The sequence below is a fragment of the Enterobacter sp. Cy-643 genome, from assembly GCF_011752815.1.
Lineage (GTDB): Bacteria > Pseudomonadota > Gammaproteobacteria > Enterobacterales > Enterobacteriaceae > Cedecea.
In genome coordinates, this window is the sequence record NZ_VWWV01000003.1 from 388011 (window position 1) to 400379 (window position 12369).

Genomic DNA, 12369 nt, shown 5'->3' on the forward strand with positions numbered 1-12369 from the left:
AATTTCACTCAGCTACTGGCGCGACTCAACATGTAGTATATAACGATGCCAGCAACCACAAGACCACCGCCAAAACGGCGCAATAGCGTGTCCGGTAATTGCGCCATAGCCAGAATCATTCGCCGCCAGATGCGCGGATAAAGCATCGGTCCCAGGCCTTCGAGTACCAAAACCAGCGCTAGCGCCAGCCAGATTGTTGAATTCATAATCATCCTTTACCGGCATAAAAAAAGAGCCGGTAAACCGGCTCTTAGACATTACTCAGCAATTAGCGTGAACTATTTGCTGGCGTTTTCATGTAGCGGAAGAAGTCGCTGTCCGGGCTCAGTACCATGATGTCCTGATTAGACTGGAAGCTGGCTTCATAAGCACGCAGGCTACGGATAAAGGCGTAGAAGTCAGGATCCTGGCTAAACGCATCAGCAAACAGCTTCGCGGCTTCAGCATCACCTTCACCACGAGAGATACGTCCTTCACGCTCGGCTTCTGCCAGCGTACGGGTCACTTCGTAGTCTGCGGTTGCACGCAGCTTCTCAGCTTCTTCCTGACCCTGTGAACGGTGACGACGGGCAACCGCTTCACGCTCTGCGCGCATACGGTTGTAAATCGCCTCGGACACTTCAGCAGGCAGGTTAATCTGCTTAATACGGACGTCCACAACTTCAATACCCAACGCCGCCATACTGTTCGGGTTAACCACCGGCACTTTACCGTTGGTCTCTTCAGTAATACGCGCCGCTGCGGAAGCAATGGCATCGTCAGCTGCAGGCGTTGCGACTTCATCATCGGTGCCCGCAGAACCGGAGTTCAGGGCGTCACGAACGTCCAAGGTCAGGCGACCACGTGAATCGGTCACGATGTCTTTCACATCCAGACGACCAATTTCAGAACGCAGACGGTCACTGAACTTACGCTTCAGCAGGACTTCTGCCTGAGAAACATCGCCGCCGCCCGTTGCCAGGTAGTAGCGGCTGAAGTCGCTGATACGCCACTTGATGTAGGAGTCAACGATCAGGTCTTTCTTCTCTTTGGTTACAAAGCGATCGGCCTGGTTGTCCATCGTCTGGATACGCGCATCCAGGGTTTTCACGGTTTCAATGAACGGGATCTTGAAGTGCAGACCTGGTTCATACACGACCGGTTTGTTTTCATCATCACGCAGGACTTTGCCGAAGCGTAATGTAATGCCGCGCTCGCCCTCATGCACCACGAAAAGCGAGGTGTAGATCACGACCAGCACGATGATAATTACTGCCACAAAAGACTTACGCATCGTTATTCACTCCCTACGCGCTGGGTATCGTTGCGCAGTGCGTTGGCACGACGCTGATCCATGATATCGCCACTCGAGGAGGACGAAGAGGTGCTGGCACTGCTGCTTGGGCTGGACGCTGGCGGCAGACGCAGCAGATTGTTTGCTGCGCTGTTATCACTCTTTGCGGCCGGCTGCTGAGCGCCGCCCTTCAACATCTGATCCAACGGTAGCACCATCAGGTTGCCACCTTTATCGTTAACCAGCACTTTACGGGTGTGGCTAAGGACTTTTTCCATGGTTTCGATATACAGACGCTCGCGAGTAATCTGCGGTGCGGCTTTATATTCTGGCAGCATCTTCGCGAAGCGAGCCACTTCACCCTGCGCTTCCAGAACAGTTTGTGCTTTATAAGCACGCGCTTCTTCCAGAATACGCTGAGCCTGGCCGTTTGCACGCGGCTGTACTTCGTTGCTGTAAGCTTCTGCCTCACGAATGTACTGCTGTTCGTTCTCACGAGCGGCAATCGCATCATCAAAGGCGGCCTTAACTTCTTCTGGCGGACGTGCCGTCTGGAAGTTTACGTCCAGCAGCGTGATACCCATGTTGTAAGGCTTGATGGTTTCTTCAAGCTCACGCTGGGTATCGCTACGAATTACGGTACGTCCCTCGGTAAGAATCTTATCCATGGTGTATTTACCGATAACGCCCCGCAGCGCGCTGTCGGTGGCCTGACGCAGGCTGTCATCCGCACTGGTCACGCTGAACAGATAGCGCTGTGGATCGGTCACGCGGTACTGCACGTTCATCTCAACGCGTACGACGTTTTCGTCAGAAGTCAGCATCACGCCGGATGCCGCAAGTTCGCGTACCGACTCAACGTTCACTGCCTGAACGCTGTCGATAAACGTCGGTTTCCAGTTCAGACCCGGCTCAACCAGATGACTGAATTTACCAAAGCGGGTAACAACACCGCGTTCGGCTTCTTTAATGGTATAGAACCCGGTTGCGGCCCAGATAATGACCGCGGCTGCAGCCACAATACCGATCACGCGACCGCCAATAGGATTGCCCGGCCCCTGCGATGCATTACCACCGCCGCTGCCGCCGCTTTTCCCACCGCCAAGGCCGCCAAGCTTTTTGCTCAGCTTGCGGAAGATATCATCCAGATCAGGTGGCCCCTGATCGCGCCCTCCTTTATTACCCCCAGAGTCGCCGCCAGGCTTGCTGCTTCCCCACGGGTCGCGGTCCTGTCCGTTATTACCGGGCTGATTCCACGCCATGTTTATGCTCCATATTTGTTGTGCGGTGATATCCCCCGAGGGGGAAATAGTCTTCAGGACATTTATAACCTTCATACTTCAAGCCGCAGGTGCGTTGGCTGCGCCCGCTCACCCCAGTCACATAGTTAGGCTACGCTCCTGGGAACTCTCGGCCTTGTCGCCTGCCTGCAACTCGAATTATTTAGGGTATATGAACCAGTCTGATGACATCTAAACGATGTAATCTGCGAGTGCCGGTTCTTGTTTACAGAGGCGACGCCAGTCCACGATAGGCAAACGGACTTCTAAGCCCACGCAGCCGTCATCCTCTGTCCACTCTTTTTCTATTGCCTGAAGCTGATAAAAACGGCTCCGCAAACGCCCTGCCTGAGGGGGTAAACGCAGCGTATGCTGCGCAATTTCACCAGACAAACGCTCCGTCAGAGCCTGGAAAAGCAGTGGGACACCGGCACCGGTCTGTGCGGACAGCCAGACGCGGATCGGCACATTCTCGTCGTTCCTGTCGATACGCGGCTCAAACGCATCCAGCGCATCGATTTTATTCATGACCAACAGCGCAGGGATTTCATTCGCCTCAATCTCTTCCAGTACGGTATCGACTGCTGCAATGTTTTCCTGCATCCGGAAGTCGGCCGCGTCAATCACGTGTAACAACAGCGTGGCCTGACGTGTCTCCTGCAAAGTGGCCTTAAACGCCGCTACCAGATCGTGAGGCAGGTGACGAATAAAACCGACAGTATCTGCCAGCACAGTTTCTCCCACATCGGCGACGTCAATACGGCGCAGTGTAGGATCGAGTGTGGCAAATAACTGATCCGCGGCATAAACATCGGCCGCGGTAATTCTATTAAATAGCGTGGATTTACCGGCGTTGGTGTAGCCCACCAATGAAATCGTCGGCACATCTGCTTTATTACGTGAACGACGTCCCTGCTCGCGCTGTTTTTCTACACGTTCTAAACGCGAAAGGATCAGCATAATACGATTGCGCAGCAGACGACGATCCGTCTCGAGCTGGGTTTCCCCTGGACCGCGTAAACCGATCCCGCCTTTCTGGCGCTCAAGGTGGGTCCAGCCTCTTACCAGGCGCGTGGCCAAATGGCGAAGCTGAGCCAGCTCAACCTGCAATTTACCCTCATGAGTACGTGCACGTTGGGCAAAGATATCTAAAATTAACCCGGTGCGGTCGATAACACGGCACTGGCACAGGGCTTCCAGGTTGCGTTCCTGGGCGGGAGATAACGCATGATCAAACAGCACAACCGACGCCCCAGTGGCCTTAACGGCCTCGGCAATCTCAACGGCTTTGCCTTCACCAACGAAATACTTTGGGTGCGGGGACTTGCGGCTACCGGTTACCACCTGCAGTGCTTCGACACCGGCTGAAGAGACCAGGGATTCAAACTCCGCCAGGTCTTCCATGTCTTTGTCTTGCGAAAAATAGATGTGAACCAGCACCGCCTGCTCACCGGCATCATAACGGTCAAACAAGCGTATAACCTCTCAAAAAGACCAGCGGGGAACGCAGCTGAACTGGTCCCCCGACCGGGAAAACAGCAAGCAACCTTATTCGGTTTCTTCGCTGTCTTGTTGCGGCGCAGAACCAGCCTGCGCGCTGCCGCCGTGATGGTAGCCGCCAGAACCGCCGGTGCCGGTGTTATTGCTATGATGAGAAACCGGACGAGACGGAACAACGGTAGAAATCGCGTGCTTATAGACCATCTGGCTGACCGTGTTTTTCAACAGGATCACGAACTGATCGAAAGACTCAATTTGCCCTTGCAGCTTAATACCATTCACCAAATAAATAGAAACTGGAACACGTTCACGACGCAGTGCGTTCAAGAACGGATCTTGTAAAGATTGCCCCTTAGCCATTCTATCTTTTCCTTATATGTTTGTTGTTTGTCACTCAAGAGCGATTAGCTCTGAAAAACTGCGTAAAAATTTGCGCACGCTGACGATTCAATTGTACACATTCACCCATGCTTCGCACTAACAACCTGTAGCACTTCGCTGTATGCCTGCTCAGGTTTTTCACTGTCTAACCAGTGAACACCTTCCCAACCACGCAGCCAGGTCATCTGGCGCTTAGCCAACTGACGCGTCGCGCAAATACCTCGATAAACCATCTCATCGTATGACGTTTCACCGGACAAATAAGACCACATCTGGCGGTAGCCAACACAACGGATGGAAGGCATCTCCGTATGCAAATCTCCGCGAGCAAAAAGCGCCCGCACTTCTGCTTCAAAACCTGAAGCCAACATCTGATGAAAACGCTGCTCAATTCGCTGATGGAGCAGTTCACGGCTCGCCGGGGCGATGGCGAACTGATGCACCTGATACGGCAGAGCTTCTCCTGACGTTTGCGTCAGTTCCGTTAAAGTTTTACCCGAAATGAAAAAAACTTCCAGTGCCCGGGAAAGCCTTTGCGGATCATTTGGATGAATCCGGGCAGCGGCAACCGGATCGATTTCCTCCAGTTGACGATGCAGCGCATTCCATCCTTGCTCTGCCGCCTGTTGCTCTATTCTTGCCCTGACATCCGGGTCCGCCGACGGTAATGGCGAAAGCCCTTCCAGCAGCGCTTTAAAATAGAGCATGGTCCCACCGACCAGCAGCGGAATACGCCCGGCGGCGGTAATTTCAGCCATCTCGGCCAGTGCATCGCGGCGAAAATCTGCCGCAGAGTACGCCTGAGCCGGATCAAGCAGGTCCAGTAACCGGTGAGGCGCCTGGGCTTGCTCTTGTTCCGTTGGCTTAGCGGTACCCACATCCATTCCACGATAGATGAGGGCCGAATCTACGCTTATCAACTCTACCGGCAAAGTTTTACGCAAATTAATAGCAAGTGCCGTCTTGCCTGAGGCCGTTGGCCCCATTAAAAAAATCGCCTGTGGCCTTTTTTTATCTTCAGTCATCTTTCAGGGCGTTCATCGCCGATTGTAAATCAACAGGTTGCAGTAAACCGCTGGGGGGTAATTTCACCAACTGCGGGCAAAGACGTTCAACGTCTGCCAGCAGGGTAATCGCCTGAGCCTGACTCCACTGTTCGTGATCGCTTGCCAAATGACGAGCAATCCACAAAGCCAGCTGGCCCGCCGAAACGTCCGCCTGTTGCGCCAGGTATCCTGGCAGTTCGTGAATCAAGATTTGTAAATTTTGTTTCCGTAAAGGTAAAGGTACCGTGCGAATTGTTATCTGTCGGGCATCGGTATCAAACTCAATGCCCATTTCTTTCAAAAGCGCCTGATATTTAACCAATACGTCATGTTCTTCGCGACTGACTTTCAGCCGCAGCGGAATCAGCAGCGGCTGAGCACGCAGACCTTCACTCCCCGGCGCCAGCTGAGCCTGTTTTAGCCACCGTTCGGCCACCACCAACGAAAGCAGCGAAAGTTTGCCCTGTCGCTCCAGTAAAGCTTTATCCGGTGGTAAGACCGTTAACACCCGGCCAAAACTTTGCGAGTGCCCCTCTAACACCGCCGGCTCTTCTGCGCGAACGGCAGCTTTTGGCTCGACGTCAGGCGTCTCAAGCAACTGATGATAAAGGGTACCCTGCTGCTTTTGATAACCTGGCGCAGCGTGTGGCCAAAGCGGCGTGCCTCCGGCGGAACGGCCACCGCTGCCAGATGCTGGCGAAGCCTGCCGTGGCGCAGCCTCACGAGGTTCACGCGCGACAGCTGGCGTGGCAAACTGATTGCGCCCGGCGGCAACACGGTTCTCCGGCTGCCAGCGCTCAACGGGCGTTTCCGCCGTTTCTTCCAGCGCCAAGGCGTTCTCACCCTGCTGCTGAAGTACGCTGATCACACCCTGGTAGATAAAGTCATGCACCAGCCGTGACTGATGGAAACGCACCTCATGCTTCGCAGGGTGAACGTTAACGTCCACCTGATGCGGGTCGATCTCCAGATACAGCACAAAGGCAGGCTGCTGATCCACGCCCAGTTTGTCTTCACAGGCCTGGCGAATCGCATGGTTAATTAAGCGGTCGCGCATCATGCGCCCGTTAACATAACAATATTGGATCTCCGCCAGGGCCGAAGTGGTTGCAGAAGGCTCAGCAACCCAGCCCCGTAGCGTCAAATCACCGTGCTGCCATTCAATGGCCAGCGCCTTCTCAAGAAATGGCGTACCGCAAATTGCTCCCAAACGGCGCTCACGCGGAGCACCATCCTGGACTGCACGATACTGACGAATCATTTTGCCGTTATGATTAAGCGTGATAGAAACGTCGAAGCGCGCCAGCGCAATGCGGCGCACCACTTCATCAATATGATTAAATTCGGTTTTTTCGGTGCGCATGAACTTACGACGCGCAGGTGTGTTGTAAAACAGATCGAGCACTTCAAGCGTCGTCCCGACGGGATGTGCGGCGGGTTTGACCGTCACGGCCTGGTCACGACCTTCGGCATAAGCCTGCCAGGCTTCGTTTTGCTCTACCGTGCGCGACGTCAAGGTCAGGCGGGAGACTGAACTGATACTTGCCAGCGCTTCGCCGCGAAACCCGAGACTTATAATGGCCTCCAAATCGTCGAGAGAAGCAATTTTACTGGTGGCATGACGAGCCAGCGCCAGTGCCAGCTCTTCCTGCTTGATACCGCAGCCGTTGTCCCGAATACGAATGAGCTTCGCGCCAGCACGCTCAATGTCGATATCTATGCGCGTGGCCCCGGCATCAAGGCTGTTCTCAACCAGCTCCTTCACTACCGACGCAGGGCGCTCTACCACCTCGCCAGCGGCGATCTGGTTCGCAAGCTGCGGCGGCAGAACCTGAATCGGCATGTTTTCTCCTTAGTTGGTCACCGCGACCTGCTGCGGCGAACCCAGTTGGCTACGGGCTGTTTGCTCATCCGACGGAGCAGACTGCAGGGGATGCTCGCGGAAATAGTTACGCAGCCCTTCATAAATGGCCTGAGCTATTTGCTGCTGGTAAGTGTCGCTGCCAAGCAAACGCTCTTCAGAGCTGTTGCTGATGAAGCCCGTTTCAACCAGAAGTGAAGGAATATCCGGTGAACGCAGCACGCCCAGGCTCGCATGTTCCGGGCGGCGCTTATGCAAAGAGCCTACGCGCTGCAGCTGAGCCAGTACTTTGGTTGCCACATCATACCCGACGCGCTGCGAATGACCGAACTGCAAATCCAGCACCGCCTGGCTTAGGTAGGGGTCGGCCTGGCTATTTGCCAGCACATCCCCCGCGCCGCCAAGCAGCTCAGATTGCTTCTCGTGCTGCTCCAGCCAGCCCGCCATTTCGCTGTTGGCACGGCGGTTAGAAAGCACCCAGACGGATGCGCCAGTGGCATCGCGATTCGGCGCGGCATCCGCATGAATGGACACCAGCAGGTTTGCATTCTGCTTACGCGCTACGTCTGAGCGCCCCATTACCGAGATAAAATAATCCCCATCGCGAGTCAGCACGCCACGGAACATCGGGTCATCGTTCAACAGAGCTTTCAGCTTCCGCGCAATAGAAATAGTGACGTTCTTTTCCTGAGTTCCACCGGGACCAATCGCACCGGGATCCTGACCGCCGTGACCGGCATCAATGGCGACTACAACGGTATCAGACGGGCCGCTGGTTTTCGCGCGAGCCGCCGGGCGAGTCACGGTATTAGAACCTATCACGCCGGTAACCTGCTGAGGCTTAAAGGGATTACGAGCCGGATCCGGAGCCTGAACGGGGGCAACAGGCTCAACGCGCTTAGCCACAACCGGAGGCGGCGGTGGCGGCGGAGGTGCATCAGCGTTAATCGTAAAGATAACGGTATAGTTGGCACCGTTTTGCTGTTTCACGGCGCGAGTTTTGCCAGGCTGGGTTAAATCGACGACCAGGCGCAAAGATTGAGCGTCTTTTGGCTGCCCGGCGCTGATACTTTTCACCAGATTACTGCCGCTAAACTGCAAAGGAAGCCCGCGAATCACGCCGGTTTGTTTGATATCCAGCGCAACGCTTCGCTTATTATCCTGTGAAAAAGTGTATTCCGGATCGCCCATAAAACTAAAAGTGATACGTGCCTGATTTTCACCGTTAGAAACCTGAATATCAGACAACGCCGCCGCCCCCGCTGGTGCAGAGCACAACAGCAGGAATCCAGCCATCAACCAACCTTTCACGCGATAGATCATCCCGTCATCCTTGCTATTTGGCTAACCGCGCCAGTAACGCTTCACCAGATGAGGAAACGGCGGCAATCCGCGCTTCGCGACCTTGCGCCTCATAGCTCAGGTGTATTTCAACATCCGGGTCGGGGAGCACACCGGTCCCCTGCTGCGGCCATTCCACCAGGCAAATTGCGTCGTTGGTGAAATAGTCACGGATCCCCATAAACTCAAGCTCTTCCGGATCGGCCAGACGGTACAAGTCAAAGTGATAAACCATCAGGTTATCAAGCTGATAAGGCTCAACTAATGTATACGTCGGGCTTTTAACGTTGCCCTTGTGTCCCAGCGCCTGTAAAAAGCCGCGGCTAAAGGTGGTTTTGCCCGCGCCGAGGTCGCCATAGAGGTAAATCACCGTCGCGCCTTCACAGGCCTGTGCCAGGCGCTCGCCCAGCGCTAAGGTTGCCGCTTCTTCAGGTAATGCAATAACTCGATTCATCATGGCTTCAGGTATTCAAATCCGGGTTAACAAACAGGTAAAGCGTTGAAAGCAGGTCGCTCGCCAGCATACCGCGCGTGCCCCGCTGGCGGGCTAAGACATCAGCCGCCGCACCGTGGGCCACGCAGCCTGCACAGGCAGCATCATACGGGGTAAGCTTCTGTGCCAGCAATGCGGCAATGATCCCCGACAGCACATCCCCCATTCCACCGCTTCCCATCCCGGCATTACCAACGTCGATAATGCCCAGCCGATCGTGGCTGGCAACCAGCGTGCCGGCACCTTTTAAGACCACGGTTCCACCATAACGTTTAACCAAACGCCTTACTGCAAGTAAGCGGTCACTCTCAATTTGTGACACAGCGCAATTAAGCAACCTTGCCGCTTCGCCGGGATGAGGGGTAATCACGCGATTCTGACGTTTATCCGGGTTGATTGCCAGAAGGTTAAGCGCGTCCGCGTCCCAAAGCATCGGTTTACGGCTGTTTTCGACTTTCTGCAGCGCTTTCTTGCCCCATTCCTGCTGCCCGAGCCCCGGGCCAATAGCCACCACATCCGCCCATTCCAGAGCGTCATCAAGCGATTGTGGCGTAAGCTCATGAACCATTAACTCAGGACAAGCGGTAAGCAGCGGAGCAACGTTTTCAGCCCGGGTGAGCACTCGAACGAGGCCAGCCCCTGCACGTAAGGCCGCTTCACCGGCCATGCGAATCGCTCCCGCCGTACCGCTGTCGCCGCCAATCAGTACCAGCCGTCCGTTATCCCCTTTATGCGACGTCGGCCGCCGCGGTTTCATCCACCCGGCAAGCTGCTGAACATCAAAACGGGAAATAGGCGCTGCCAGCCCTTCAAGCCAGGGTTCAAGCCCCAGCGCGGCATAGTGCAGTCTGCCAACTACATCTCTCGCTTTCCCTGTGAGTAAACCTGGTTTGAGTGCGATAAACGTCACCGTATCCGCCGCATAAACCACAGTGCCGGGCACAGCGCCCGTTTCTGCCAGCAGACCAGAAGGAATATCCAACGCAACAACCGGTGCAGGGTGATCGTTTATATGCTCAATCAGTTGAGCAATACCTTCGCGCGGCGCGCTACTTAAGCCAATGCCCAGCAAGGCATCAACAATCACATCAACGTCTGCGGGCCAGATTTTATCGGGATCGTGTGGAACGCCGCCCGCATTAAGCCACGCTTCACGAGCCTGACCAGCTTCTTCGGGCAGGGGCTTATTGCTTTCGACAGCCAGTACCGTTGTCTGAAAACCAGCCGCCTGCGCCAGCCGGGCAACGACATAGCCATCACCACCGTTATTCCCATGCCCACAGACAATCAGCCAGTGGCGAGCGTCAGGATAACGCGTGCGGGTAATTTGAAATGCCGCTTCACCAGCACGCTGCATCAGTTCAAAAAGCGTGATGCCCAGGCTATCGGCGGCGTCTTTTTCCGCGTTACGCAGCCAGCCCGCCGGCCAGACCGAATGTGGTATACTTTTGACGTACTTTTCCAGGTTATGGTCCGTCATGTCACAGCCCCTCGATTACAATCAGTTAGCGCAAAACATTAAACAGTGGGGCAAAGATCTTGGCTTCCAGCAGGTCGGTATTACCGATACCGATCTCACCGCCAGCGAGCCGCAGCTGCAGGAATGGCTCGACAAGCAATATCACGGTGAAATGGACTGGATGGCCCGGCACGGCATGATGCGCGCGCGTCCACACGAACTGGTGCCCGGTACGCTCAGGGTCATTAGCGTTCGCATGAACTACCTTCCAACCAACGCCGCCTTCGCCTCAACGCTGAAAAACCCGCAGCTGGGCTACGTCAGCCGTTACGCGCTGGGCCGTGATTACCATAAAGTCTTGCGTAACCGCTTAAAAAAGCTGGGGGAAATGATTCAGTCCCACTGCTCCACGCTGAATTTTAGACCTTTTGTCGACTCCGCGCCGCTTCTTGAGCGCCCACTGGCCGAAAAAGCCGGGCTGGGCTGGACAGGTAAGCACTCACTTATCCTTAATCGCGAGTCGGGTTCGTTCTTCTTCCTCGGCGAATTGCTGGTCGACATTCCGCTGCCGATTGATTCCCCCGTTGAGGAAGGCTGTGGCCGCTGCGTAGCCTGCATGACCATTTGCCCGACCAACGCCATCGTCGAACCCTACACGGTGGATGCCCGGCGCTGTATCTCTTACCTGACCATTGAACTTGAAGGCGCAATCCCGGAAGCGTTCAGGCCACTAATAGGCAATCGCATCTACGGCTGTGATGACTGCCAGCTAATCTGCCCGTGGAACCGCTACTCGCAGCTTAGCGAAGAAGATGATTTCAGCCCGCGTAAGGCACTTCATTCTCCGCCGTTGACCGAACTGTTTGCCTGGAGTGAGCAGCACTTCCTGCGCGTGACCGAAGGCTCAGCGATCCGTCGTATCGGTCACCTTCGCTGGCTGCGTAATATCGCCGTTGCGCTGGGCAATGCTCCCTGGAATGAGGCGAACCTCGCCGCGCTTGAACGGAGGCAAGGTGAGCACCCACTTCTGGATGAGCACATTGAATGGGCGATTGCGCAACAATTAGCCAGACGAAGCGAACAGGCCATCGAGGTTCAGTTACCGAAGAAACAGCGTCTGGTGAGGGTGATTGAGAAAGGGCTTCCGCGCGACGCATGATATGTCCACAGCATGTGCATAACATTCAAAAACACGTTGTCATTCAAGTGTCAAAATTTCTGCAAGCATTACATTAATATTTCGATACTAAATTAAGTTCTTAATTATCAGTTAATTAAAATATTCATGTAATAAATATTACATTTGTAGAAGGTACGAAGAAAAGCAGACCGCTGTGGATAAGTCTGTTTATAGTTGTATTGCAAGATAGCAAAATACCACCTACAGCGCTTGCTGCACGTTGTGGATAATTTATGCTTGAAAGGAAAATTTGGAGCGGGAAACGAGACTCGAACTCGCGACCCCGACCTTGGCAAGGTCGTGCTCTACCAACTGAGCTATTCCCGCTTGGGTGGTGCGTGGCTGTAAAAGCCAATCAAATTTTGGAGCGGGAAACGAGACTCGAACTCGCGACCCCGACCTTGGCAAGGTCGTGCTCTACCAACTGAGCTATTCCCGCTTGGGTGGTGCATGGCTGTAAAAGCCAAATCAAATTTTGGAGCGGGAAACGAGACTCGAACTCGCGACCCCGACCTTGGCAAGGTCGTGCTCTACCAACTGAGCTATTCCCGCTCT

At 54.7% G+C, this 12369-nt stretch carries 11 protein-coding genes and 3 tRNA genes; 1 reads left to right on the forward strand and 13 read right to left on the reverse strand.

Going from position 1 to position 12369, the window contains the following annotated elements; translation table 11 throughout:
* Positions 1-8: 8 nt before the first annotated feature.
* The 10 genes from F3J29_RS14875 to nnr all read right to left on the reverse strand — a co-directional run bounded on the left by F3J29_RS14875 (position 9) and on the right by nnr (position 10655).
* Positions 9-206, reverse strand: a complete 198-nt coding sequence (locus tag F3J29_RS14875) for a DUF2065 domain-containing protein (RefSeq protein ID WP_008453600.1) — start codon at positions 204-206, stop codon at positions 9-11.
* 62 nt (positions 207-268) lie between these two features.
* Complete coding sequence (gene hflC, locus F3J29_RS14880) at positions 269-1273, reverse strand: protease modulator HflC (RefSeq protein WP_008453602.1); 1005 nt, start codon at positions 1271-1273, stop codon at positions 269-271.
* A gap of 2 nt (positions 1274-1275) precedes the next feature.
* Positions 1276-2535, reverse strand: a complete 1260-nt coding sequence (gene hflK / locus F3J29_RS14885; RefSeq protein ID WP_166867192.1) for an FtsH protease activity modulator HflK — start codon at positions 2533-2535, stop codon at positions 1276-1278.
* A 210-nt stretch (positions 2536-2745) separates the two neighbouring features.
* A complete protein-coding gene (gene hflX, locus F3J29_RS14890; RefSeq protein ID WP_166867194.1) occupies positions 2746-4026 on the reverse strand; it encodes a ribosome rescue GTPase HflX in 1281 nt (426 codons plus the stop codon).
* Positions 4027-4101: 75 nt separating this feature from the next.
* Complete coding sequence (hfq, locus tag F3J29_RS14895) at positions 4102-4413, reverse strand: RNA chaperone Hfq (RefSeq protein WP_008453608.1); 312 nt, start codon at positions 4411-4413, stop codon at positions 4102-4104.
* A 101-nt stretch (positions 4414-4514) separates the two neighbouring features.
* Positions 4515-5459 (reverse strand): tRNA (adenosine(37)-N6)-dimethylallyltransferase MiaA, encoded by a 945-nt coding sequence (gene miaA / locus F3J29_RS14900; RefSeq protein WP_166867196.1) that lies wholly within the window; start codon positions 5457-5459, stop codon positions 4515-4517.
* A complete protein-coding gene (mutL, locus tag F3J29_RS14905; protein ID WP_166867198.1) occupies positions 5452-7323 on the reverse strand; it encodes a DNA mismatch repair endonuclease MutL in 1872 nt (623 codons plus the stop codon). Before mutL ends, miaA begins: the two co-directional genes overlap by 8 nt.
* Positions 7324-7332: 9 nt before the next feature.
* Positions 7333-8664 (reverse strand): N-acetylmuramoyl-L-alanine amidase AmiB, encoded by a 1332-nt coding sequence (gene amiB, locus F3J29_RS14910; protein WP_166867200.1) that lies wholly within the window; start codon positions 8662-8664, stop codon positions 7333-7335.
* Positions 8665-8677: 13 nt separating this feature from the next.
* The gene (gene tsaE / locus F3J29_RS14915; RefSeq protein WP_008453617.1) at positions 8678-9139 is read right to left on the reverse strand and encodes a tRNA (adenosine(37)-N6)-threonylcarbamoyltransferase complex ATPase subunit type 1 TsaE; all 462 of its coding nucleotides are present in this window, start codon (positions 9137-9139) and stop codon (positions 8678-8680) included.
* Positions 9140-9143: 4 nt separating this feature from the next.
* Positions 9144-10655, reverse strand: a complete 1512-nt coding sequence (gene nnr, locus F3J29_RS14920) for a bifunctional ADP-dependent NAD(P)H-hydrate dehydratase/NAD(P)H-hydrate epimerase (RefSeq protein WP_166867202.1) — start codon at positions 10653-10655, stop codon at positions 9144-9146.
* Between nnr and queG the strand changes: the two genes are divergently transcribed.
* Positions 10654-11793, forward strand: coding sequence for a tRNA epoxyqueuosine(34) reductase QueG (gene queG / locus F3J29_RS14925; protein ID WP_166867204.1), 1140 nt, complete (start codon positions 10654-10656; stop codon positions 11791-11793). The two genes, nnr and queG, sit on opposite strands and share 2 nt — an antisense overlap.
* Positions 11794-12065: 272 nt before the next feature.
* On the opposite strand, the gene F3J29_RS14930 is transcribed toward queG, so the two are convergent.
* The 3 genes from F3J29_RS14930 to F3J29_RS14940 all read right to left on the reverse strand — a co-directional run bounded on the left by F3J29_RS14930 (position 12066) and on the right by F3J29_RS14940 (position 12366).
* Positions 12066-12141, reverse strand: a tRNA-Gly gene (locus F3J29_RS14930).
* Positions 12142-12177: 36 nt separating this feature from the next.
* Positions 12178-12253: transfer RNA gene (locus tag F3J29_RS14935), tRNA-Gly, on the reverse strand.
* A gap of 37 nt (positions 12254-12290) precedes the next feature.
* Positions 12291-12366: transfer RNA gene (locus tag F3J29_RS14940), tRNA-Gly, on the reverse strand.
* Positions 12367-12369 lie beyond the last annotated feature (3 nt).

What these genes read in the sequence shown, in the direction of transcription:
- hflC (WP_008453602.1), bottom strand. Translation starts at nt 1,273, where the DNA reads ATGCGTAAGTCTTTTGTGGCAGTAATTATCATCGTGCTGGTCGTGATC.
- F3J29_RS14875 (WP_008453600.1), bottom strand. Translation starts at nt 206, where the DNA reads ATGAATTCAACAATCTGGCTGGCGCTAGCGCTGGTTTTGGTACTCGAA.
- miaA (WP_166867196.1), bottom strand. Translation starts at nt 5,459, where the DNA reads ATGACTGAAGATAAAAAAAGGCCACAGGCGATTTTTTTAATGGGGCCA.
- hflK (WP_166867192.1), bottom strand. Translation starts at nt 2,535, where the DNA reads ATGGCGTGGAATCAGCCCGGTAATAACGGACAGGACCGCGACCCGTGG.
- nnr (WP_166867202.1), bottom strand. Translation starts at nt 10,655, where the DNA reads ATGACGGACCATAACCTGGAAAAGTACGTCAAAAGTATACCACATTCG.
- tsaE (WP_008453617.1), bottom strand. Translation starts at nt 9,139, where the DNA reads ATGATGAATCGAGTTATTGCATTACCTGAAGAAGCGGCAACCTTAGCG.
- queG (WP_166867204.1), top strand. Translation starts at nt 10,654, where the DNA reads ATGTCACAGCCCCTCGATTACAATCAGTTAGCGCAAAACATTAAACAG.
- hfq (WP_008453608.1), bottom strand. Translation starts at nt 4,413, where the DNA reads ATGGCTAAGGGGCAATCTTTACAAGATCCGTTCTTGAACGCACTGCGT.
- mutL (WP_166867198.1), bottom strand. Translation starts at nt 7,323, where the DNA reads ATGCCGATTCAGGTTCTGCCGCCGCAGCTTGCGAACCAGATCGCCGCT.
- amiB (WP_166867200.1), bottom strand. Translation starts at nt 8,664, where the DNA reads ATGATCTATCGCGTGAAAGGTTGGTTGATGGCTGGATTCCTGCTGTTG.